This window comes from Brenneria alni (genome assembly GCF_003666245.1).
In the GTDB taxonomy this organism is placed as follows: Bacteria; Pseudomonadota; Gammaproteobacteria; order Enterobacterales; family Enterobacteriaceae; genus Brenneria; species Brenneria alni.
Genome location: NZ_MJLZ01000016.1, coordinates 18,475 through 42,412, shown reverse-complemented (window position 1 = coordinate 42,412; position 23,938 = coordinate 18,475). Strand labels below are relative to the sequence as shown.

Here is a 23,938-nt window from a genome sequence, read left to right as displayed (position 1 = left end):
GATGCATGAGCCAGACGTTAATCCAGCAAACACGCAGTATATGTCAATGTATTTGATGAAAAAGTCATGCTACCATAGCTGGGTCTTGACGTTAATGATAATAATAATCATATACATTTAATTATTGCAGAGGATGTCTATCGGGGATGTCACATCATCCGACTCACCATGATGCCGCACGTCTGGCTCCCTTTTTTGCCAGTCGTAACCGTTTACGCCGTCTGTCTGGAGTGGCGATCAGTTTATGCATTATTGCGGTAGTGGCTGCCGCCAGCCTGATGTTGGGCGCCAAGTCAATTTCTGCGCAAACCGTTTGGTTAAGCCTGACGGGGCAAGTTATCAATGCCGACAGCACCATCATTCTGAACTCCCGGCTTCCCCGCACGTTGGCAGGCATTATTGCCGGCATGGCGCTGGGGGGCGCCGGTGCGGTAATACAAGCGTTGACTCGCAACCCGCTGGCCGACCCCGGAATTCTGGGCGTCAACGCCGGAGCCAGCTTCGCCATTGTACTTGGCATCACCCTGTTTGGTATTACCGGCATGGCATCCTGGCTCGGTTTTGCCTGGGCTGGCGTACTGATTACCAGTGTTGTGGTCTGGATCATCGGCACGATGAGCGGCGGACGGATTAATCCAGTCCGGCTGACGCTTGCTGGCGTGGCCTTAAGCGCTGTCTTGACCGGCATCACCTCTTCGATCTCATTGCTTAATCCAGAAGCGTTCGATCAACTGCGTATCTGGGAAGCTGGTACGCTGGATATCCGTTCCATGCACAATATCGTGCTGGTGACGCCGACGATTATCCTGGGCTGCGTACTGGCCCTGATGGCCGCCCGTTCGCTGAATACGCTCAACATGGGTGAAGACATTGCAACCGCGCTGGGAACCAATGTCATTCTGGTTCGCTGTCTGGCGATGCTTGCCATTATGCTAATGTGCGGTTCCGCCACCGCGCTGGTCGGCCCCATTGCTTTTGTCGGCCTGATGATCCCGCATATTGCGCGCTGGTGGGCGGGGCCGGATCAGCGTTGGATCCTGCTTTACTCTCTGCTGCTCGCGCCCATTCTGCTGCTTTGCGCGGATATTACCGGTCGTCTGTTGGTGCCGGGCGAACTGCGGGTTTCCATTGTCACCGCCTTTATTGGCGCGCCGGTACTGATTTGGCTGGTGCGCCAGCGTAAAGCCTGAGGAAAATAGCATGACCAAAACGCTCAGTCTTAATGCGCCTTTCGGGTTGATAAGCGGTCGGCTGTCATGCCGCGTGGTGTGGATTAACAGCCTGCTGATTATCGCCTGTGCGCTGCTGGTTATCCTGGCCGTCAGTCTCGGTACGCTGCAATTATCGCCATTTGATGTCTGGCAGGCGTTAATCGGTAAGGGAGAGCCGGGAATCGTCACCGTGATTACCCAGTGGCGAGCCCCGCGGGCGGTGATGGCTTTGCTGCTGGGAGCGGGTTTGGGGGTCAGCGGGGCGATTTTTCAGTCCATTATCCGTAACCCGCTGGGCAGCCCTGACATCATCGGCTTTAGCAGCGGGGCTTATACCGGCGCGTTAGTCACCATTATTTTGCTCAACGGCGGTTACTATCAAATTGCCAGCGGTGCGGTAACCGGCGGCATCATTACTGCGGTGGTGGTCTATCTGCTGGCATGGCGTGAAGGTATTGTGGGGTTTCGCCTGATCATTGTCGGTATTGCGGTAAGCGCAATACTGGCTGCGTTTAATACCTGGCTGATCATTACCGGATCGCTGGAGAGCGCCATGACTGCCAGGTTGTGGGGAACGGGATCGTTAAACGGCGTTACCTGGGCAAAAGGACAGCCCGCCGTGGCGATTGTTCCTGTCGTCATCATGGCGGCGCTGCTGATGGGAAAACGTCTGCAACTGTTGGAAATGGGAGATGACAGCGCACGGGCGCTGGGGGTTAACGCGGAAGCCAGCCGACTGTGGCTAATGCTGCTCGGCGTCATTTTGATCGCGGTGGTGACGGCGACGGCTGGCCCGATCTCCTTTATTGCGCTGGCTGCGCCGCAAATTGCCCGTCGTTTAACCCAGGCCAGCTCAGTGCCGTTATTTTCGTCAGCCATGATCGGGGCTATTTTGCTGCTGTCGGCTGATATCACCGCTCAACACACCTTTGCCGGGGTACAACTCCCGGTGGGCGCGGTTACCGTCAGCATCGGGGGCATTTACCTGATCTGGCTGCTTATTCGTGAATCACGCCGTTAACCGTCAAAAGAGTACAATAGCCATGACGCACCTCTTGCACGCATCGAATCTGACATTGGCTTATGACAAAAAAATCATTGCCGAGGGGTTGAGCGTCACGATCCCCGACAACCAATTCAGCGTGATTATCGGCCCCAATGCCTGTGGTAAATCCACACTGTTAAGGGCGTTGTGTCGGCTGCTTAAACCGTTGGCGGGGGAGGTGTTGCTGGAGGGTAAAAACATCCAGCACATCCCCACTAAGGCGCTGGCCCGTCAGATCGGCCTGTTGCCGCAGCAGGCGATTGTGCCGGATAACATCACGGTGGCCGATCTGGTTGCCCGCGGTCGTTATCCTCATCAGACATTACTTCGTCAATGGAGTCAGGCGGATCGGAACGCAGTGGAGCAGGCGATGATCGCCACCAATGTCAGCGAGCTGGCTGAACGCAGCGTGGATGAACTTTCTGGCGGTCAGCGTCAGCGCGTCTGGATCGCCATGGTACTGGCCCAGCAAACTCCGCTGTTGCTGCTGGATGAGCCGACAACCTGGCTGGATATCGCCCACCAGATTGAACTGCTCGATCTTTTTCGTTTGTTGAACCAGCAACACGGGCGCACGTTGATCGCCGTACTGCACGATCTCAATCAGGCGTGCCGCTATGCCGACCATCTGATTGTGATGAGCGCCGGGCAGGTTGTCACTCAGGGTAAACCGGCTGAGATCATTAGTACCGACCTGGTGAAGCAGGTATTCGGTATGTCATGCGTAATTATTGACGACCCGGTTTCCCATACGCCGCTGATTGTGCCCTGCGGACGCTATCATCCGGCCCCGTAGGGCCGGACAATTTTCTTTCCATCACCGGTGCGTTATGCCAGTTGCGGTAAACCGGACAACAGCCGATCCAACTGCGGTCCCAGATGCGTCAATGATGCCGGTGAAAGAATATCGGCATGTTCGCAGGCGTGAGGATACGTCACCAGCGTGTTGACGTAGGGCGCCCAGGTGGCTTGTACATCCATACCTGCCGGTAGCTTATGTGTGGCGACGAACAGCGTTGCTTCGCCCGCATAATGAGGCGTCGTGGCGCCCGACAATAAACGCACCGCATCTTTATAGTTGGCGACGATACTGTTGAACATCGCCGCTTTTTCAGCCCGTAACTGGGGATCCGACTCTTCTTCCGTTGCAGCCATAAAGGCGGCCTGTTCATGGGCGACGTCCTGACGGGCCTCCTCTTCGCTGGGGCAGGTCCAGTCCTGTCCTTCCGGCGGGTAGGTATCCAGCAGACCCAGGAACGCCACCGGTTGCCCCGCCTGTTGCAGCCGTGCGGCGATCCCCTGCGCCAGCGTGCCGCCCAGCGAATAGCCCAGCAGGCAGTACGGGCCTTCAGGCTGAATGCGGCGTATCGCGGCCAGATGATGCTCACACATTGCCGCCACATCCTCACAGCGGGCAATCACCCCTTGTGGCCGTGGCGATTGCAGGCCGACTATCGGGTACTCGCCGCCGAGGTAGCCTAGCAATCCCGCGTATTGCCAGGCAAAACCGGAGGCCGGATGCAGACAAAACAGAACCGGGCCACGGCCTGCGCGTAACGGCAAGGTTTCGCCAACTCCCCGGCTTTCCGCCGAGTCGGTAGCCTGTTTGCCGTCGAGCAGCGCCGCGATTTTTTCAACGCTGCGAGCCACCATAATTTGGCCGACGGTTAGCGGCTGATGCAGACGGCGACGGATTTCCGCCGCCAGTTGCATTGCCAGCAGCGAGTGCCCCCCCAGCGCAAAGAAATCCTCATCTGCAAACACCGTTTCCCGCGCCAGAATGTCGGCAAACAGCGCCGCCAGCAGGCACTCCGTGCCGGGGGCTGGCTTGCGGCCACTTTCCCGATGCGTTTCCGGCGCCGGTAACGCTTTACGATCCAGCTTACCGTTGGCGCTGAGTGGAAAGGCGGTCATCAGCACATAGCTGACCGGCAGCATATGCGCTGGCAACTGTTGCGCCATTGCCTGATGCAGCCTGTCGATATCCAGCGTGACGTCGGTTTCCGGGATGAGCCAGGCCACCAGTTGACGCGCATCGGCGCCGGTTAAGGCGGCATTCACCCCCTCACGGGCGCAGACCACCGCCTGTATAACGCCCGGTTGCGCCAGCAGCGCCTGTTCAATCTCCCCCAGCTCGATGCGTTGGCCGCGGATTTTCAGTTGGTCGTCGCTGCGCCCTAAGTATTCTACTGCGCCATCGTCGAGCCAGCGTGCGATATCCCCGGTACGATACATCCGTTCCCCCTGAGCAAACGGATCGGCAACAAAACGGCTGGCTGTCAGATCAGGACGACGCAGATAGCCTTCCGCCAACTGAATGCCGCAGAGGTATAAATCACCGGCCACACCTACCGGCACCGGACGCAGATAGCCGTCCAGAATACGCAGTTGGGTATTCCATACCGGTAAACCAATCGGAATACCGGGGGCGTGAATAGCGGCCAGCGCCTCGCCGGAGGCGGGCTGATAGGTGACATCAACCGCCGCTTCCGTTGGACCATACAAATTATGCAGCGGTGCGGCGATCAAGGTCTGATAGTTGAGCGCCAGTTCACGTGACAGCGCCTCGCCGCTACAGAATACCCGTCGCAGGCTGGTACAGCCGACCTGTTGACGTTTTGCCCCGGCGTTCACCCAGGCCGCCAGCATGGAAGGCACGAAATGCAGCGTGGTTACCGCATAATCATCTATTAGCTGTAACAGCGCATCGGGATCGCGATGCGCCTCCGGCGGCGCCATCACCAGACGGGCGCCGGTTATCAACGGCCAGAAAAACTCCCATACCGATACATCAAAGCTACAGGGCGTTTTCTGTAACACCACATCGTCGGCGCTAAGTTGGTAGCAGTCCTGCATCCACCAAAGGCGGTTAATAATGGCTTCATGACTGACCACCACCCCTTTTGGCCGCCCGGTGGAGCCTGAGGTGTAAATCACATAGGCGGCCTGCCGGGGCGCGACCGTTATCTGCGGCATGGTCGGCAATTGTCGTTCATCCGCCAGTTTATCCAGTAGCAACAGGGAGGCCAGCGGCGCAAACCGTGATTGCAGGTCACTTTGCGTGATAATCAGACGTGGTTGAGCATCGTCCACCATCAGCGCCAGCCGTTCATCAGGATAGCCGGTATCCAACGGCAGCCAGGCGGCCCCGGCCTCCAGGATGGCCATCAGCGACAGACTGAGCCGCACCGAACGCGGCAGGGCAACCGCCACAATATCTCCCGGTTGTACGCCGGCGGCGACCAGACGGCCTGCCAACAGTTGTGTCTGTGTCCGCATCCGGCAGTAGGTCAACTGGTGATCGCTGTCCACCAGCGCTATGCGATCAGGGGTACGGCGAGCCTGTTCAGCCACCGCCTGATGTAGCGTACCCGGCGGGACGTGATGCGCGGTCTGATTTATCGAGGCCAGCAGCGCTTGTTCCTCCGGTATCTGTAGTTGCCAGGCGCTGAGTGGTAAATCCGGCTGTTGGATCAGTTGTTCCAGCAACATCATCAGCCGTTGCGCCAGGCGTTGCGGATGCGGCACGCTGTCGCGGTATTCCATCAGCAGGCGGAGACGCTTACCCGGTAATACCAGCAGCGTCAGCGGATAGTGGGTATAGCCCCGGTTATTGATGCCGCTACAGCGCAGCCCCTGTGCGCCATTGCCAGTGATGCCGCGATCAGGGCCGTTTTGATCAGGGTAATTTTCCACTACCAGCAACGTATCAAACAGCGTTCCGGTGCCAGCCAACTGCTGAATTTCCCCCAGCCCCAGACAGTCATGTTCAATCAGTTGAATTTGCCGGGACTGAAGCGCGACAAGCTGATCCGGCAATGGCTGATCGGCGGCAAAGGTGATGCGCACCGGCAGCGTGTTGCTGAACAACCCGATATGCGCGTCCAGCCCGTCTGTCTGACCAAAACGGCCTGATACCGGTGAGCCGAAGATCACCTCGTTAGCGCCGCTATAGCTACTTAACAGCAGGCCCCAAATCCCCTGCATCAAGGTGTTGAGCGTCAGTCCATGCCGTCGGCAGAGTTGCGTCATCGCCTGTTCCAGCCGGGGTTCCGGCAGCAGTTCCAGCTCACGTACTTCGCTGGTGTGCGGCTGTTCGCCAAACAGCAACGTCGGCCTGCTTCCTTGCAGTGCCTCCCGCCAGCATTGGCGGGAGATGGCGGCATCCCGCGCCGCCAATTGGCGGACAATCTGCGGGTAACTGACCCGGTGCGCGGCCAGCGCGGCTTCACCGTGATGAAGTACCGTGAACAGATCGCGCAGAAGTATCGGCGTCGACCAGCCGTCCACCACCAGATGGTGGGCATTGAGAAACAGCGTATGGCGGGACGATTCGCTATGCTGTACCAGCAACGCATGTAGCATGGCTTGTGGCTGGCGGAACAGATCGCGTTCCAGTTCGGTTTTTTCCAGCGCCGACAGCGCATCGGCTTCGTCCTGTGGCGACAGCGCGGGCAGTGTCTGCACATCCAACGGCCAGTAGGTTTCATTATCATGCAGAACCGGCAACAGTTGCAGCGGCGTCTGAGTCTGCTCGGTATCGAAACGCGCCGTCAGTTGTGGATGGTGACGGACGACGGTTTCCAGCGCTTGCTGTAGGTGCGCGCTGTCCAGCGGCCCGTCCAGTGACAAACGCGTCATGGAATTATAGCTGCCAGCGCTATCCGCCAGTTGGGCATGGAACAACAATCCCTGCTGTAGCGGCAACACCGGCAATATCGTGGCCAGCGGGCCGTGTACCTGTCTTAGCCGTAGCAGGCTGTCGTCTGTTACCCCATCGAGCATCACTTCCGACGCGACCAGCGTATCCGCCGCCTGCGCCGGATGGCGATGAGCAAAGTCCGTCAGGGTATCAACGGCCTGCGCCAGATGCTGATGAAGCGCGTCAATATCCTGTTCAGTGAAGATGCCTTCGGCCCATTCCCAATGAATGGCCAGACGCGGCTCTGGCGACTGTTCGTCGACAAAGATATTGATTTCCAATGGGTAACTGAGTGGTGTTTGGCTTTCCTGCGCGACGGCGAAAGCGTCACGAAAACGGTGGGTGGTGCGTTGCGGCGTCCACAGACTGTTGCCGTTGCTGAACCGTCCCAGATAGTTAAACAGAATTTCAGGCGCATGTTGCTGTGCCAGCGCCGATAGCGTGTCGGCGTTGGCTTCATCCAGATAACGCAACATGCCGTAGCCAATGCCGCGATCCGGTATCGCCCGCAACACGCGTTTGACCGCCCGAACCGCTTGCCGGGGCGTGTCTGCCTGCGCTGTCGGCCAGACCATATGTACCGGGTATTCCGCCGTCAGCCAGCCAACGGTATGGGAGACATCCATCCCGTTTTCCACTTCCGCCCGGCCATGAGATTCAAGCATTACGCGCAGTTGCGATATGCCGTAATGGCGGTGGCAGGCAAGTCCCAACGCACTGAGCAGCATTTCTTCCACCCCTGCGCGATAATGGTGTGGCAGTGAGGTCAGCAGGGCGACAGTGCGCGTTGCGTCGAGCAACAGCCGTTTTTCACGTTGCGTGTGCTGACGATCCTGCGCCGGTTCCAGCGGTCGCTGCCCCAGCAAAGGCAGCGGTTCCCGTAACATGGACTGCCAGAACGGCAATTCAGCCCGGCGTCGGGGAAGATCCGCCAGCAGCCAGGCTGACCAGTCATGCAGCGACGTTGCTTCCGGCGTCAACAGGGGAGTCTGCCCGTTCATGACAGCCTCTGCCGTCTGCTGTAATTCAGGTAACAGCTCACGCCATGACACACCATCGACCACCAGATGATGAATGACGATAACCAGACCACATGATTGATTTTCCTGCTGTAAGAGTACGGCCTGCATCATCAAACCTGCCGCCGGTTGCAGTTTCTCCAGCGCGGCATCAAACGCCTGTTCGGCGCTGACGGCCAAATCGCCGGTGATCTGCCACAGATCGCAATATGACGATACGGCAAGCGGCGGCTGTTCGCCGACAATCAGTCGATCGTCCCGCGTAAAAGCCGCCAGCGCGGGATGTGTATCGCGCAGCGCCGACAGGGCCTGTTCCACATGGGTTTGCTGCAAGGCCGCCGGAACGTTGAGAAATACCCCGTGGGCAAAGCGCCGGTTGATCCCTTGCCGGGCGAACCAGCGCAGTATGGGTAAACCGTCAATCGGCCCGTGTTGTCGGGAACGTGGCGTACTGTGCCGTGCTGACAGCCGTTCCATCACCAATGCCATACGGGCCGGTGTGCGTTGGGCGAAGATATCCCGTGCAAACAATTGCCAGCCTGCCCGCCGCAGCAGTGTACCCAGTCCCATAGCGGAAATGCTGTCGCCGCCAGAGGCGAAGAAGTCGTCGTCGGCCCCCATACGTTCCAGCCCCAGCAGCGTGGCAATCGACTGACAGATCAATGCTTCCTGTTCGCCTTGCGCTTCCCGGCTCTGGCTCTGCTTCACCGGTTGAGGGGCAGGCAATGCCTGACGATCAATTTTGCCGTTGACGGTCAAAGGCAATTCGTCCATCACTACCAGCACCGACGGCACCATATAATCCGGCAGTTGCGCGGAGAGCTGCGACAGCAAAGAGGCCGGGAGATCCGGTTGCTTGCGCAGCGCGGCATCGGGCACGGAGCAATAACCGATTAAGCGGTGGGTGACGCCCGTTGATTCGGCGATCACTACGGCGGTGCTGATTTCCGGCAGAGCGACCAGCGCATTTTCCACCTCGCCCAGTTCGACCCGAAAACCGCGGATTTTGATCTGATGATCGACCCGACCGATAAAAGCCAACTGTCCGTCGCTGCGCCAGCGCATCAAATCCCCGGTGCGATACATTACTTCGCCGGGGCGGAACGGATTGGCGACAAAGCGGGTGGCGCTCAGATCCGGGCGGCGGAGATACCCGCGTGCGATACCCGGCCCGGAAATATACAGTTCTCCCGCTACGCCGGGCGGCACTGGCTGCAAACGATGATCCAGCAACCAGACATCGGTATTGGCTACCGGTCTGCCGATAACCGGCTGTGCGGCTATGCGGATATCAGCGCCCAACGTATCAATAGTGTATTCCGACGGCCCGTAATAGTTGTGGATCGCCATGTCTGACTGTTGCCGCATTAACTGCCACAGCCGCGGTGTGGCGGCTTCACCGCCAATCATGATAAAGCCTGGTTTGGGATTGCCCGGCTCCAGCAGTCCGCTGTCGATCATTTGAGAAAAGAAAGAGGGCGTTACATCCATCAGATCAACCGGCGTCTGGTGCAGATGCTGTACCAGCGACCAGGCATCCCGCCGCAGCTCTTCATTGAAAATGTACAGTTCGCAGCCCAGGATCAGGCAGAACAGCGGCTCCCAGGATGAGTCAAAAGAGAAAGAGGCGGTATGACCAGCGCGCAGGCGACGGTCATAGCGGCGGGACAATGTTTCTATCGCCGGGCCGAACAGGAAAGTGGTGTGCGAAACCAGCAGATTCAGCAACCCGGCGTGAGTGCTCATTACGCCTTTGGGTCGCCCGGTAGAGCCGGAGGTATAAATCATGTAGGCCAGATGTTCGCCGCGTAGCGCTTCCCGGCGTTCGGCGTCACATACCGGCTGTGGCGACATAACGCCGCATGCGGCCTTAACGTCTGCGTCATCCAGACAGAGTGTCTGCGGCAAATCCGGCATCTGTTCGGCAACGGTCCGGTGAGTCAGCAGTAAGACCGGTTGGGCGTCCTCACACATCAGCGTTAGGCGTTCACGTGGGTAATCCAGATCCAGCGGCATATAGGCTGCGCCGCTGGCCAGTACGCCGAATATTGCCACCAGTGAATCCGTCGAACGGGGAATACCGACGGCAATCACATCTTCCGCCCCCAGCCCACGCGCTATCAGCACCCGCGCCAGTTGCATGACGCGCCCGGCGAGTTCCCGGTAGCTCAGACTACTCTCGCCACAACGAACCGCTACGGCGTCCGGCTGTTTTTCCACCTGTTGCAACAGCTTATCCAGCACGGATACCGCGCCAGACGGCATCGTCAGACGCGGCCCGTAGGCCCAGCCCGCCATGCGCCGCTGCTCATTTTCACTGATCAGGGGAAACAGGTTGATCGCCTGCCGGGGTTGCCGCACAAGTTGGTTAAGCAGATAACCAATACGTTCCGTATGCCACTGCAAGGTTTGCGTATCATAACGGTCGGGGTTTGCCACCAGCGTCAGGTGCAGCGTGCCGTCATCCATACCTAGCTCAAACTCCAGATCGTCCACTGGCCCCATTGCCAACACATGGGTAATCGCCGGCGTGCCGTCCAGCTTCAGCGCCGCGTTATACACTTTAAAGTTGATGACCGGCCCGTACAGCCCCTCACTGCTGCCGACCCGACCGAGATCCCGGCGTAACTGCTCTGCTTCATAACGCTGATGGCGGCGTACCGTCTTGATTTCGTTAAGCAGCGCCTGTGTCACGTCGGCCAGCGTCATTTCCGGGTGCAGTGTTAACTGGAGCGGCAACACGTTAACCACCGGGCCGATGGCGCACAGCGCTTCTGAACCCATGCGGCGCATAAAGGGAAAACCGACGGACAGGCGTGACGCGCCGCTCATGCGATACAGATAGATATACAGCGCTGCCATCACGATTTCCGCCGGTTCGGCCTGCACGAAACCCCCGTCCGTTTTGAGCGCGCTGAACAGCGACGCGGCCATGTCCACCTGCTGGTGCAGCGTTCGCGTTCCCTGCGGCGCAGGCGTACAGACGTCGCTTGCCAGTGAAACCGGCGCGGGTAAATCGTCGGCGTGCGCCTGCCAGAATGCCGCCGCCCGCTGGTAGGCGGGAGAAGTCTGCCATGTCTGATATTCGTCCACCACCCGGCTGAAAGAGACAAAAGGGGTATCGCCGGGGGATTGCCCATTACGCAGGGCGTTATAAATGTCCACGATCCGCCGGGTCAGCGCATCAAAACTGAAACCGTCCAGCATCAGATGGTGGAAACGCTGATACCAGAACCAACGCTCCGGCTGGGCGGATACCCGCATCACCACCTGACGATAAAGCGGATGTGGGCCATCGGCGGGTAACTCGCTTGCCAGATCGTCTCGCATCAATGCACGGGCGGCGTCTTCGCCTTCCTGACCGACATCAAGCCATTCCGGCGCGTTGACCTGTTGCGGTTGGCAATGACAGGGGAACCGCTGAACCGGTACGCCTGCTTCATTCAGATAAAAGCGGGCATGGATGGTATCGGCTTCAGACAGTCCCTGACGTATCGCCGCGTCCAGACAATCACGATCCACCGGGCCGCACAGTTCAATGACGTGAGCGACGGTAAACGCATTCCGCCGGCTGGCAATCTGATCCGCAAACCAGATACCGGGCTGGGCCGCTGCCAGCGGTAGTTCCTGAAAGCCAGCCTGTACCTCAGATGCTATGAGTGTTTCTGACACAGTGTTTTCCTTACTTCGTAAACGGGAAAGACAGAACCAGACGGGTTTCTGCACTTAGCATTGTGTTGAAGACGATGGTGTTTAAGACGATTGCGCTGAAGACGCGGTGCGCAGACTGGCAGGACGCATATCGAGCCAGTGCTTTTCGGTGTACTCAATGCACGCTGCGCGGGACTGCGGCCCATATACGCTTTCCCAGCCCGCGGGTTGCGCGGCAAATGCAGGCCACAAACTGTATTGCTGCTGCTGGTTCATCAGTACAAAAAACGTAAGGCTGTCATCGTCAAAAGGGTTCAACTGTTCCTGACTCATCGGGATCACCTGTCAATTTCAATTTCATGGTCGATTGGTGTTATGCCTGCCGGACAATAGCCAGCGGCAACCGTCAATTAATCCGCCGCGCCAGCACAGCGAGTCGTGCCCACCTTCATACACCCGGTAGTTCACCCGGTGGCCAGCGGCAATCAGCGCCTGATACATTTGTTGGTTCACAACGTTGATACCCTCTTCACGGTTCCCCGCCTCCTGAAAGATGGTCAGCGGCGTTTGGCCGCCCGCCCCCTGCTGAACCTGCTCCGTCAGCCAGCCGCTTTCACGTCCCGGTCGGGTGGTGAAGTGCGGCCACCAGAAAGAGCCTGACTGCGTGAGTACCCGGCCAAAGCGCTGGGGCCAGAACAGACCGGCATAAAGCGCCGATAGCCCGCCGTAGCTCTGCCCCGATACCACCGTGAGATCGGGATCGTCGCTAAAAGCGGCATAGCCTGCCGCCAGCGGCAGCAGTTCCGCCTGTACCGCCAGCCAGAAATCCGCATTGCAGGTCAGTTCCTGCTCACGACACTCCATATCAATTACGTCAATGAACAACCACACTGCCGGTGGCAAGCTGCCATTGGCGGTTTCCGCATCCAGCGCGGAAAACAGCGGGAGTTCTTCCGCCCATTTCTGACCATCCAGCACAATCACCAATGGCCGCGCTGCCTCTGCCTCGTTTACGCCGGTGGTATACAACCAGATACGGCGGCGGTTCCCCAACTGCTCGCTTTGCCACTGAAAAAACGCTAATCGCCGGGGATCCGGCGCAGGGGCTGTACCGCTATCCCATTGCCGCCATGCCTGTTGCGCCGGCGCGGCAGGCATGTGAGCGGCGGAAAGGGGGTAGTCCCAATGGGTGTTATAAGGTTTCAACGGATTCAGGGGATCGGCAATGGCATAAGAAAACAGCGAGCACCACCACTCTCGCTGCTGCTGGTCGCGCTGTGTTTCATCGCCATGAAATTCGGGCGGTAACTGTTCGCGGGTAATGGGGATCAGGCAGTAGCTGCCGCGCCATTGCGCTTCAATCGTCAGCGACCAGAACCAGACATCGGTTCCGGGCAGACGTTGCAGGCTTTGCGGCATAACGCTGTGATGGTCGGTGATGCCATTGATATCGATATAGACTTGCTGAACGGCGGAGTGGTGCTCATCCCCGTCCGGATCGCGCCAGAAAAAAGTGATGTAAACCTGTTTTTCACTCAGGCTTTCCACTAACGGTGTGCCAATTCCGGCTATCTGTTGCCACCAGCGATCATCCCCCGCCGACGATGATGACAGAAGCGCGACAGCCGTGTCAGATGGTTGTTTTTTCAGCATTAAAACCTCTCATGGCGTTCCCATTACGTTTGCGTTCCTTACCTTTCATGACATAAGCGATGGCGTAAACCGATTGCTTTACAATCATTGACGTTAATGCGAATAATATTGAGATACATTTACATTTGCAATAACATGTCGATCTCTCTGCCAATTGAGAGAACATTGGTTATTAAGTATCTGATTGTTTTTTATGACAATATGCCACGCGAAAACCGGTTGTTACTCTGGGGTGATGAGGTGTGCTCCGGCCCTTGCGATGGTTTAAAAAGCTCAAAATATCTTGAGTGAACTATGACAAGGCTGTTTTCTGAAGGGATAAATGTATGTTTAAAAAGACAAAAAAACCGTTAGCATGTCTCATTAATTTCGGTGTTTACCATCGCCGTATACCGCTGGCTATTACCTCCACTTTGCTGATGTCTCCGCTGGCCTGGCCTGGCCTGGCCTATGCCGCAGCCAGCAGCGACGATACCATCGTCGTGACGGCGGGAGGCAATGGGGAAAGCGTCACCGCACCGCTGAAAGGTATCGTCGCCAAAGCCAGTGCCGCCGGTACCAAAACCAGCACGCCGCTGGTAAAAACACCGCAGTCGATCAGTGTGGTAACTCGTGATCAAATGGATGCCCAGGCGGTGTCGTCGGTGGCGGATGCGCTGAACTACTCTGCCGGGGTAGTACCCAATTATCGTGGTTCTTCCAACCGTAATGACGAAGTGATGACCCGTGGTTTTCGTTATGCGCCGAAATTTCTGGATGGTTTAAGCTACGGTTTGAATGGTCAAGGGGCGACGTCAGGAAAAATAGACCCCTGGCTGTTGGAGCGGGTGGAACTGGTGCGTGGCCCGGCGTCGGTGCTGTACGGGCAGGTCAGCCCCGGCGGGCTTATCAGCATGACCAGCAAGCGCCCGACGGCGCAGGATATCCGCAAAGTGCAGTTCAGCGGCGGCAATAAACATTTGGCGGAGGCGGCGTTTGATTTCGGCGGCGCGCTGAATGACGACCAGTCCCTGCTCTACCGTTTGAACGGCATAGCTGGCACCAAACATGAATTCGTCAAGGATTATAAAAATCAACGGGTGGCCATTGCTCCGGCGCTGACCTGGTTGCCGAATCCTGATACCAGCTTTACCCTGCTGACCAGCTACCAGAACGATCCGAAAGCCGGACAACGTAACTTCCTGCCCAAAATCGGCACTGTTGAATCTACCAGCGCGGGTTATATCCCCTACGATCTGAACGTAAGCGACCCGAACTGGAATCAGTCAAAACGTGAGCAGGCATCGATTGGTTATATTTTCGATCACACTATTAACGATGTATTTTCATTCCAGCAGAACGTGCGTTATTCACAGTTGGATGAAAAGTATAAATATCTGGTTTACAGCTGGAGTAATCCTGAAATCTCTGATACGTCGCTATCACGACGCCAGCAGCGCGAAGAAACAAAGGTCGATGAGCTGGGGATTGATAATCAAGTGAAAGCACAGTTCGACACCGGGACGGTTAAACATACGGTCATTGGTGGCCTGGACTATAAGTGGCAGGATCGTGACTATAACTTTTGGCGAAACAGCGGTGATCAATACAATTTTGACTGGGCTAATCCTATCTACGGCAGTTCCATTCTTGTTGGGGATAGCGATCTGCGATTAACCACCAGTACCAGGAAAAAGCTCGATCAGGTAGGCATCTACTTGCAGGATCAACTGGAGTGGAATAACTGGAACCTGTTGCTGTCTGGCCGTCAGGACTGGAGCGAAGTGCGCACGCAAGACCGTACCGACAACACCAGCGTCCAGCAGAATGACAGCAAATTCACCGGTCGTGCCGGCCTGCTGTATGCTTTCGACAACGGTATTTCGCCGTATATCAGCTATAGCACCTCGTTTGAACCGAACCTGGAATCTGGCGCACCAGATTCCGATCCCTTTAAGCCGACGACCGGTGAACAAAAGGAAATCGGGGTGAAATTCCAGCCTAAAGGCAGCAACACAATCCTAACGCTGTCGCTGTTTGATATTACCCAGAAGAATATTACTTCTTATAACAGTGTGACTCAGTACAACGAACAGATAGGTAAAGTGCAATCCAAAGGTTTGGAAACCGAGTTACGTACTCAACTGACGCCGGAAATCAGCCTGATGGCGGCCTATAGCTATACCAATGCTGAAACGAAAGAGAGTGTCAACAACAACAATCCTGAGGGCAAGACACCAGCGTCCATTCCGAAACATATCGCCTCCGCCTGGGGCAGTTACAGCTTCCTGAATGGCGCGCTTAAAGGATTCACCGTGGGGGCCGGTGTGCGCTATATCGGCACCAGCTATGGTGATAATGCGGAAAGTTTTAAGGTTCCCGCTTATACCCTGTATGACGCGATGGCGAGTTACGATCTGGGTGAAGCCTCGTCACGGCTGAAAGGGGCCAAGGTGCAGCTCAACGTCAATAACCTGAGCGACAAGCACTATGTGGCGTCGTGTAGCGGCTCCACCGCCTGCTTCTATGGCGTAGGTCGCAGCATTATCGCCAACGTCAGCTATAGCTGGTAATAACTGGCAAATATACCGGGCGCTGGCGTGCCGCCGCCCGGTATCCCGTCGCCACGATCAAACAACCTATTTCGTTAGCAGCAGTACCCTTATTAACAAAAATAATAATCCAATCATCAGGTTATTATTCAAAGAACATAAGGAATACATCTTGTCTATGCTATCTGCCACACGTCCCGAACTGAGCGCCAGCGATCTGCTGAAAGACGATTTTCTTTTTCTGTCGCCGGACAAAAGCCTGCATACACGCGGGTGTTACGCGGCGCTGAACTGTCCGGTGGAGAGTGGTGCGGCGCTTGACGGCCACTTTCAGCAGCAACTGCGCCAGCTTTTCGCCCGAGCGCAGCACGATGGGATAGCCAACCCGCTGATCGTCGGTGCTATCCCGTTTGATAAAAGGGAGCCAGCCTGCCTGTTTATTCCCCAACACAGCCGCTGGTTTGCGCGTAGCCTTCTGGCGGATACCGTGCTGAACGAAACGCCGCTGCGGATCCGGCAACAGCATCAGATCCCCGCTCATGATACCTTCTGTCAGATGGTGTCTGCTGGCGTCAATGCCACTCGCAGCGGTGCACTGGATAAGGTAGTGCTTTCACGTCTGCTGAACATTGAAACCGATCGCTCGCTAAACTCCATGCATCTGCTGCTGCTGCTTAATCGGCAAAACCCTGACAGTTATAATTTCCATGTGCCGCTGGCGCAAAGTGTGTTGTTGGGGGCAAGCCCGGAACTGCTGTTGCACAAACAAGGGAATGTGGTTACATCACAACCGCTTGCCGGTTCGGCCCGCCGTAGTGACGATTCGGTGGAAAACCGCCGGTTGCAGCAGTCGCTGATGTATTCAGACAAGGATCGCCATGAGCATCGGCTGGTCATCGACACGATGCGGCAGATGTTGGCTCCCCGCTGCCATACCTTAAAGATACCGGCAACCCCGTCACTGCTTGCAACGCCTGTGCTCTGGCATCTGGCGACCAAAATTACCGCCGAGGTCAGCGATCCGCGGGAAAATGCGTTATCCATTGCCTGTTTGCTGCATCCCACCCCGGCGCTGTGCGGCGCGCCGTTCCAGGCAGCCCGCTCCCTGATTGCCGAACTTGAACCCTTTGACCGTCAATACTTCGGCGGCATTGTCGGCTGGTGCGATGCGCTGGGTAACGGCGAATGGGTGGTCACCATCCGCTGCGGTGAAGTGCGAAAAAACCAGGTGACGCTGTTTGCCGGTGCTGGCATCGTGCCGGATTCTCAACCGGTTTCCGAATGGAACGAAACCGGTGTGAAGCTGACTACCATGCTACACGCCTTCGGCATAACCGATGATCGGGAGCGTGTCGCATGATGATTGAATTCAACCGCTGGCCTGCTGCGCTGGCACAGCGCTATCGTGAACGCGGCTATTGGATTGACAAACCTTTGAACGATATCCTCTGCCGTCACCAAGACAATGATGCGCTGGCGCTGATCGACGGTGCTCGTCACTTCAGCTATCGCCAGCTAAACCAGGGGGCGGACCGGCTGGCGGATGCCCTCAGGCGGCGTGGCGTACGGCGCGGACAAACGGCGCTGGTGCAGCTGGGAAATATCGCCGAATTTTACCTGACCTATTTCGCGCTGCTGCGTGTTGGCGTGGTGCCGGTGAATGCGTTGTTCAATCATCAGCGCAGTGAATTGAGCGCCTATGCGCAACAGATAGCTCCTGCGCTGCTGATTGCCGATCGACATCATGATCTGTTTCACGACGATACGTTTATTGCGGCGTTGCAGCAGAATCATCCTACTTTACGGCAGGTGATACTGCGTGGTGATGACGATCCCGAACGTGATTTGAACCATCTGCTACAGGAAATAGAGGATGATGCCGTTTCCTCGCCCACGCCGCCGGATGAGGTGGCGTTTTTCCAGCTATCCGGGGGCAGTACCGGTACGCCGAAACTGATTCCGCGAACCCACAACGATTACTACTACAGTATCCGCGCCAGCGTGGAAATTTGCCGTTTTGACGAACATACCCGCTATTTGTGCGCCTTGCCGGCCGCCCATAACTATCCGTTAAGCTCACCGGGCGCGCTGGGGGTGTTTTATGCGGGGGGAACGGTGGTGATGGCGAACGATCCCAGCGCCAGCCACTGTTTTCCGCTGATTGAACAGCACCAGATTAACGTGACGGCGCTGGTGCCGCCTGCGGTAACGCTGTGGCTGGAAGCCGTTGCTTTGGCCGGGCAGCGTAAGGCGCTGCAAAGTCTGAAATTATTGCAGGTCGGCGGCGCCCGGTTGAGCGAATCGCTGGCCCGTCGTATTCCTGCCGAACTGGGATGCCAGCTACAGCAGGTGTTCGGCATGGCGGAAGGGCTGGTGAACTATACCCGCCTTGATGACGATGATACCTCTATTTTCACCACCCAGGGGTGCCCTATCAGCCCGGACGACGAAGTTTGGGTGGCCGATGCCGACGGTAACTCTCAGCCTTACGGACAGGCCGGACGCCTGATGACACGCGGCCCCTATACCTTTCGTGGTTATTATCACAGTCCGGATCATAACCAGCAGGTGTTTGATGAACAGGGTTTCTACTGCTCCGGCGATATCGTGATCCAGCACCAGAACGGCTACCTACAGGTGGTTGGCCGGGAAAAAGACCAGATCAATCGGGGAGGCGAAAAGATTGCCGCCGAAGAGATTGAAAATCTGCTCTTGCGTCACCCGCTGGTGCTCAACGCCGCGCTGGTGGCGATCCCCGATCCACTGATGGGGGAAAAAAGCTGCGCTTTTGTCGTTTGCCGACAAGTGATCAAATCCGTGGTGCTGCGTCGTCATCTGCGTGAACAGGGCATTGCCGATTACAAATTGCCGGATCGTTTTGAAAGTCTGCCTGCGTTACCTGAAACGCCGGTCGGTAAAGTCGATAAACAACGGTTGCGCGAGATGGCGCTGCAACTTATCCAACCATCCGTTGCAGGAGAGTAACCCATGAGTATTCCCAAACTGAATAGCTATCCTCTGCCGTCTGCGGCATCACTGCCTGATAACAAAGTGAGCTGGCCGTTGGAAACATCCCGTGCGGCGTTGTTGATTCATGATATGCAGCACTATTTTCTTCATTTTTGGGGGGAGAACAGCCCGCTGACGGCCCGGCTTATCGAGAATATTGTGCGATTGAAGGCGTTCTGCCGCCAGCACGCTATCCCGGTGTTCTACACTGCCCAGCCGGAAAATCAGAGCGCCGCCGATAGGGCGTTGCTGAATGATATGTGGGGGCCGGGACTGAATAACTACCCTGAACAACAGAAAATCACCGACGCCCTGACGCCGGAGATTGACGATACCGTGCTGGTGAAATGGCGCTATAGCGCCTTTGTGCGCACCGACCTGGAACAACGGTTGCGCGACGCCGGTCGCGATCAGCTGATTATATGCGGCGTTTATGCCCATATCGGCTGCCTTACCACGGCAAACGATGCCTTTATGCGTGATATCAAGCCCTTTATGGCGGCGGATGCGCTGGCTGATTTTTCACTGGAAGAGCACATGATGGCCTTGCGCTATAGCGCGGGTCGCTGCGCACGGGTGGTCACTACCGACCAACTGATAGCCTCTGAGGCTCTGGCTGAGGGGTACAGTAAATCCCGCCTGCAGGCGGAGCTGTTACCGTTTCTGGATGACGACTGCGGCGAGGTGGGCGCTGACGAAAACCTGCTGGATTACGGGCTGGATTCCGTGCGCATCATGTCTCTGGTGAGCCGCTGGCGTCAGCAGGGGCACGAGGTGGATTTCGTTACGTTGGTAAAAGCCCCGACCATCAACCACTGGTTAACACTGCTGACGCAGCCACAGCGGGAGGAAGCATGAGTGCCCGGCTTGATTTCAGCGGAAAACAGGTATGGGTGACCGGCGCCGGTCGCGGTATCGGTTACGCAACGGCTTGCCGTTTTGTACAGGCGGGGGCCGATGTGGTGGGTTTTGATCTGGCGTTTCCCGATACGGCGCTGCCTTTTACGCCCTGTTTGCTGGATATCAGCGATGCAACAGCCGTTGCAGAATGTTGCGGTGAACGGCTGTCGCAAACGCCACGGTTGGATGTACTGGTCAACGGGGCCGGTATTCTGCGCATGGGGGCGACGGAAATGCTCAGTCAGCAGGACTGGCAGGATTGTCTGGCGGTCAATGCGGGCGGTGCATTCAATCTGTTTCAGGCAGTGATCCCCCAGTTCCAGCGTCAGCGCCACGGGGCCATTGTCACGGTGGCTTCCAATGCCGCTCATGTTCCCCGCGTGGGCATGGCCGCCTACTGCGCATCCAAAGCGGCGTTGCGCAGCCTGTGTCTGACGGTGGGGCTTGAGCTGGCGCCGTATGGTGTGCGTTGTAATCTGATCTCTCCGGGTTCAACAGACACGCCAATGCAACGTAGCCTGTGGCAATCCGCACACGCGCAACAGCAAACTATTGTGGGTTTTCCCGAACAATTTAAGTTGGGCATTCCGTTGGGGAAAATTGCGCAGCCGCAGGATATCGCCGATGCCATTTTGTTTATGGCCTCCGATCTCGCTGGCCACATTACGCTACAGGATATCGTTATTGATGGCGGCGCTACGCTGGGCGCCTGAGTATGATTGGCGCTGACAGATAAGCCGGTAAAATTCCGGCAGTCTCTGCTGTTATTCAGCGCTGTGAAGCGTGGCCGCGGCCAATCCTCAGCGGCCTGTGTTTCCATCCCGTTCAGTCACTGATTGTGTATAACCGTTAAATCAGGGAAAATACCCGGCTTACGATTTATTCCCGCTTTGCCTGACGCCGCCATCGGTGTGATTTGATGTTGACGCCGGGTGGCTAACAGAAGAAACCTGAAAATCATGTCTCCAAGTGAATACGCCCGCGAAGTCTCGAAAAGAAGAACTTTCGCCATCATTTCCCACCCCGATGCCGGTAAAACCACCATTACTGAAAAAGTTTTACTGTTCGGACAGGCAATCCAGACGGCTGGTACGGTAAAAGGGCGTGGTTCGAATCAACATGCAAAATCAGACTGGATGGAGATGGAAAAACAGCGTGGTATCTCCATTACCACGTCAGTGATGCAGTTCCCCTACCATGAGTGTCTGGTAAATCTGCTTGATACCCCAGGGCATGAAGATTTCTCGGAAGATACCTATCGCACATTGACCGCCGTGGACTGCTGCCTGATGGTGATTGATGCGGCGAAAGGGGTCGAAGATCGCACCCGTAAGCTGATGGAAGTGACGCGTCTGCGTGATACGCCGATCCTGACGTTTATGAACAAACTTGACCGTGACATCCGCGATCCGATGGAAGTGCTGGATGAAGTGGAAAATGAGCTGAAAATCGCCTGTGCGCCCATCACCTGGCCAATTGGCTGCGGTAAGTTGTTCAAAGGCGTTTACCACCTTTATAAAGACGAAACCTATCTTTATCAGACGGGTAAAGGTCATACGATTCAGGAAGTGCGCATCGTCAAAGGGTTGGATAACCCGGATCTGGAGGAGGCGGTTGGCAGCGATCTGGCGATGCAATTGCGTGAAGAACTTGAGCTGGTAAAAGGGGCGTCGCATGAGTTTGAGCTGGATGCGTTCCTGTCTGGCGATCTGACGCCGGTCTTTTTTGGTACGGCGCTGGGTAACTTTGGCGTCGACCACATGCTGGATGGTCTGGTCGCCTGGGCACCGCCGCCGATGCCGCGTAAAACCGATACGCGCCTTGTCGTGGCGGATGAGGCAAAGTTCACCGGTTTTGTGTTTAAAATTCAGGCCAATATGGACCCGAAACACCGCGACCGGGTGGCGTTTATGCGTGTGGTGTCCGGTAAATATGAGAAAGGGATGAAGCTACGTCAGGTGCGTACCGGCAAAGACGTGGTGATTTCTGATGCGCTGACGTTCATGGCGGGCGATCGTTCCCACGTCGAAGAGGCTTATCCCGGCGATATCATCGGGTTGCATAACCACGGCACTATTCAGATTGGGGATACGTTTACTCAGGGTGAAGAGATGAAGTTCACCGGTATTCCCAACTTTGCGCCAGAACTGTTCCGCCGCATCCGCCTGCGCGATCCGTTGAAGCAAAAGCAATTGCTGAAAGGGCTGGTGCAGTTGTCGGAAGAAGGGGCGGTACAGGTGTTCCGCCCGCTGACCAATAACGATCTTATCGTGGGCGCCGTGGGGGTGTTGCAGTTTGATGTGGTGGTTGCCCGGCTGAAGACCGAATACAACGTAGAAGCGGTCTATGAATCCGTAAATGTTTCGACCGCTCGCTGGGTTGAATGCAGTGACGTGAAGAAGTTTGAGGAGTTCAAACGCAAGAACGAACAGCATCTGGCGTTAGATGGCGGCGACAATCTGGCTTATGTCGCCCCGACAATAGTCAACCTGAATCTGACGCGGGAACGTTACCCTGAAGTTGAGTTCCATAAAACACGCGAGCATTAATCGGCGTGGGTGTAAATAGTCATCGTGTTGTTTGGCATTCTGGCCAGTCGTGGATTAATCATGATTGGCCGGAATCTATTTATTTATCAATTGAATAAATTTGTTGCAAAAGCGTTCTATTCCCGAAAGCCCTACCACAGACAAATCTGAATTCCTCCCGATTTTGCTTCTTTTCTCTCTATCTTCCTGTGATTTCCCACGCGATGGTCTATAGTTAACAGTGTGTTAAACGCTTTAGTTTTTTTGACTGCTAATAAGGTTGTAGGTAGCTAATTGTATTGATATTTTGCTGATTATGTAAATACGACTCTGTTTTTTTGTCGTTTAAATGAAGTTCTGACTTGATTGGCAAAATAAAGTTAACAGCAATGTTTTGAATGGCTTTGATTAATCACTATGCGTCAATGTTGCCCGTGTCGCCATTCGCCGGGCACATACATAAAAGTATAAAGGGAAGAAATCGATGAAAATGACCAAACTTACACAATCTGTGCTCGTCGTCGCCTTAGGCGCTATTCTGGCTGGTGGTAATGCGCTGGCTGAAGAGACGGTAGGACAAAAAATACAACGTATCGCCGATACCACGGGCGAAAAAGTCGATAACACCGCTGATAAAGCGTCAGGCTACATGAGTGATAGCGCCACCACAGCAAAGGTAAAAAGTGCGTTATTAGAAGATAAATCCATTACCAGCGGCGACATCTCTGTCGAAACCACCAATGGGGTGGTCACCCTGAGCGGATTCGTCAGCAGTCAGGAACTGTCGGCCCGCGCAGTGCAGATTGCGACCAACACCGAGGGCGTAAAGTCTGTCAGCGACAAGCTACAGGTTAAAGACAATGCGTCCCAGTCCGTGGGGGCTTATGCCGATGACGCACTGATCACCAGTTCGATTAAGGCCAAACTGTTGGCGGATGACATCGTCCCTTCACGTAAAGTTAAAGTTGAAACACATGAAGGCGTCGTACAACTGAGCGGCGACGTTGACAATCAGGCGCAATCTGCACGCGCTGAAAGTATCTCCAAAGCGGTTGACGGTGTTAAAAGCGTTAAAAACGACTTAACCATCAAGTCATAACACTGAGCAAGAAGCAGGGTTGTTCACTCCGGTGGACAACCCGCTATGACGTGCAAAACACCGCACCACCACGATTTTTAATTTTCGGGTAAGGAGAGCGTATGTTTCGTTGGGGTATTATATTCTTAGTTATCGCTTTGATTGCCGCAGCGCTGGGCTTCGGCGGTCTGGCAGGAACAGCGGCAGGTGCGGCTAAAATCGTCTTCGTTGTTGGTATTATTCTGTTCCTGGTGAGTTTGTTTCTCGGTCGCAAACGACCTTAGATAAGCGAATAAATCGATAGACGAGGTTTCAAAAACAGGGCAGCCATGCCATATGGCTGTCATATTAAATCGGCACACTGTTCGGGTATTTGCTGAACGTCGGCATTTTATCAGGAGGTAGATGATGAATAGCGATATAGTGGTTGGCAAATGGAAACAGTGGAAAGGGAATTTCTGGTCGATGTGGGCCGAATGGTTTGACAGTGACTGTGCCTGGCTGGAAGGGAACAACGGTTATTTATCCGGCGTACTGCAAGAAGGTTACGGAAAAGAGCATGAAGAGGTATCCTCGGAGAAGACTGTTCTACACTGAGGCTAACCAGATTG

At 55.9% G+C, this 23,938-nt stretch carries 15 protein-coding genes; 12 read left to right on the top strand and 3 right to left on the bottom strand.

Going from position 1 to position 23,938, the window contains the following annotated elements; genetic code table 11:
• Window positions 1–146: 146 nt before the first annotated feature.
• The 3 genes from fepD to BIY29_RS09120 are packed head-to-tail and all read left to right on the top strand — an operon-like array spanning window position 147 to window position 3,052.
• On the top strand, window positions 147–1,190 hold the full coding sequence (fepD, locus tag BIY29_RS09130; protein ID WP_240630059.1) for a Fe(3+)-siderophore ABC transporter permease: 1,044 nt from the start codon (window positions 147–149) through the stop codon (window positions 1,188–1,190).
• A 10-nt stretch (window positions 1,191–1,200) separates the two neighbouring features.
• On the top strand, window positions 1,201–2,232 hold the full coding sequence (fepG, locus tag BIY29_RS09125; RefSeq protein WP_121574831.1) for an iron-enterobactin ABC transporter permease: 1,032 nt from the start codon (window positions 1,201–1,203) through the stop codon (window positions 2,230–2,232).
• A gap of 22 nt (window positions 2,233–2,254) precedes the next feature.
• Complete coding sequence (locus tag BIY29_RS09120; RefSeq protein ID WP_121574830.1) at window positions 2,255–3,052, top strand: ABC transporter ATP-binding protein; 798 nt, start codon at window positions 2,255–2,257, stop codon at window positions 3,050–3,052.
• A gap of 32 nt (window positions 3,053–3,084) precedes the next feature.
• Here BIY29_RS09120 and BIY29_RS09115 read toward each other — a convergent pair whose 3' ends face one another.
• The 3 genes from BIY29_RS09115 to fes form a co-directional block, all read right to left on the bottom strand.
• A complete protein-coding gene (locus BIY29_RS09115; RefSeq protein ID WP_121574829.1) occupies window positions 3,085–11,649 on the bottom strand; it encodes an amino acid adenylation domain-containing protein in 8,565 nt (2,854 codons plus the stop codon).
• A gap of 81 nt (window positions 11,650–11,730) precedes the next feature.
• Window positions 11,731–11,961 (bottom strand): MbtH family protein, encoded by a 231-nt coding sequence (locus BIY29_RS09110; RefSeq protein WP_121574828.1) that lies wholly within the window; start codon window positions 11,959–11,961, stop codon window positions 11,731–11,733.
• Between the two features lie 24 nt (window positions 11,962–11,985).
• A complete protein-coding gene (gene fes / locus BIY29_RS09105; protein ID WP_121574827.1) occupies window positions 11,986–13,281 on the bottom strand; it encodes an enterochelin esterase in 1,296 nt (431 codons plus the stop codon).
• A gap of 326 nt (window positions 13,282–13,607) precedes the next feature.
• Between fes and BIY29_RS09100 the strand changes: the two genes are divergently transcribed.
• From BIY29_RS09100 to BIY29_RS09060, 9 genes are all read left to right on the top strand, one after another.
• The gene (locus tag BIY29_RS09100) at window positions 13,608–15,833 is read left to right on the top strand and encodes a TonB-dependent siderophore receptor (protein WP_121574826.1); all 2,226 of its coding nucleotides are present in this window, start codon (window positions 13,608–13,610) and stop codon (window positions 15,831–15,833) included.
• A 151-nt stretch (window positions 15,834–15,984) separates the two neighbouring features.
• On the top strand, window positions 15,985–17,172 hold the full coding sequence (locus tag BIY29_RS09095) for an isochorismate synthase (protein ID WP_121574825.1): 1,188 nt from the start codon (window positions 15,985–15,987) through the stop codon (window positions 17,170–17,172).
• A complete protein-coding gene (locus BIY29_RS09090) occupies window positions 17,169–18,797 on the top strand; it encodes a (2,3-dihydroxybenzoyl)adenylate synthase (protein ID WP_121574824.1) in 1,629 nt (542 codons plus the stop codon). The genes BIY29_RS09095 and BIY29_RS09090 overlap by 4 nt, the downstream gene beginning before the upstream one ends.
• Window positions 18,798–18,800: 3 nt before the next feature.
• Window positions 18,801–19,679: an isochorismatase gene (locus tag BIY29_RS09085; RefSeq protein ID WP_121574823.1), complete on the top strand. Its 879-nt coding sequence runs from the start codon at window positions 18,801–18,803 to the stop codon at window positions 19,677–19,679.
• Window positions 19,676–20,434 (top strand): 2,3-dihydro-2,3-dihydroxybenzoate dehydrogenase, encoded by a 759-nt coding sequence (dhbA, locus tag BIY29_RS09080; RefSeq protein WP_121574822.1) that lies wholly within the window; start codon window positions 19,676–19,678, stop codon window positions 20,432–20,434. Before BIY29_RS09085 ends, dhbA begins: the two co-directional genes overlap by 4 nt.
• A 246-nt stretch (window positions 20,435–20,680) precedes the next feature.
• Complete coding sequence (gene prfC, locus BIY29_RS09075) at window positions 20,681–22,270, top strand: peptide chain release factor 3 (RefSeq protein WP_121574821.1); 1,590 nt, start codon at window positions 20,681–20,683, stop codon at window positions 22,268–22,270.
• A gap of 463 nt (window positions 22,271–22,733) precedes the next feature.
• Window positions 22,734–23,348 (top strand): molecular chaperone OsmY, encoded by a 615-nt coding sequence (gene osmY / locus BIY29_RS09070; RefSeq protein WP_121574820.1) that lies wholly within the window; start codon window positions 22,734–22,736, stop codon window positions 23,346–23,348.
• A gap of 101 nt (window positions 23,349–23,449) precedes the next feature.
• Complete coding sequence (locus BIY29_RS09065) at window positions 23,450–23,611, top strand: DUF1328 domain-containing protein (RefSeq protein WP_121574819.1); 162 nt, start codon at window positions 23,450–23,452, stop codon at window positions 23,609–23,611.
• Window positions 23,612–23,735: 124 nt separating this feature from the next.
• A complete protein-coding gene (locus BIY29_RS09060; protein WP_121574818.1) occupies window positions 23,736–23,924 on the top strand; it encodes a CsbD family protein in 189 nt (62 codons plus the stop codon).
• Window positions 23,925–23,938: the final 14 nt, after the last annotated feature.

Bases quoted from the DNA above. Each gene is read 5' to 3' on its own strand.
- fepD (WP_240630059.1), top strand. From the start codon at position 147: ATGTCACATCATCCGACTCACCATGATGCCGCACGTCTGGCTCCCTTT.
- fepG (WP_121574831.1), top strand. From the start codon at position 1,201: ATGACCAAAACGCTCAGTCTTAATGCGCCTTTCGGGTTGATAAGCGGT.
- BIY29_RS09120 (WP_121574830.1), top strand. From the start codon at position 2,255: ATGACGCACCTCTTGCACGCATCGAATCTGACATTGGCTTATGACAAA.
- BIY29_RS09110 (WP_121574828.1), bottom strand. From the start codon at position 11,961: ATGAGTCAGGAACAGTTGAACCCTTTTGACGATGACAGCCTTACGTTT.
- fes (WP_121574827.1), bottom strand. From the start codon at position 13,281: ATGCTGAAAAAACAACCATCTGACACGGCTGTCGCGCTTCTGTCATCA.
- BIY29_RS09100 (WP_121574826.1), top strand. From the start codon at position 13,608: ATGTTTAAAAAGACAAAAAAACCGTTAGCATGTCTCATTAATTTCGGT.
- BIY29_RS09090 (WP_121574824.1), top strand. From the start codon at position 17,169: ATGATGATTGAATTCAACCGCTGGCCTGCTGCGCTGGCACAGCGCTAT.
- BIY29_RS09085 (WP_121574823.1), top strand. From the start codon at position 18,801: ATGAGTATTCCCAAACTGAATAGCTATCCTCTGCCGTCTGCGGCATCA.
- dhbA (WP_121574822.1), top strand. From the start codon at position 19,676: ATGAGTGCCCGGCTTGATTTCAGCGGAAAACAGGTATGGGTGACCGGC.
- prfC (WP_121574821.1), top strand. From the start codon at position 20,681: ATGTCTCCAAGTGAATACGCCCGCGAAGTCTCGAAAAGAAGAACTTTC.
- osmY (WP_121574820.1), top strand. From the start codon at position 22,734: ATGAAAATGACCAAACTTACACAATCTGTGCTCGTCGTCGCCTTAGGC.
- BIY29_RS09065 (WP_121574819.1), top strand. From the start codon at position 23,450: ATGTTTCGTTGGGGTATTATATTCTTAGTTATCGCTTTGATTGCCGCA.
- BIY29_RS09060 (WP_121574818.1), top strand. From the start codon at position 23,736: ATGAATAGCGATATAGTGGTTGGCAAATGGAAACAGTGGAAAGGGAAT.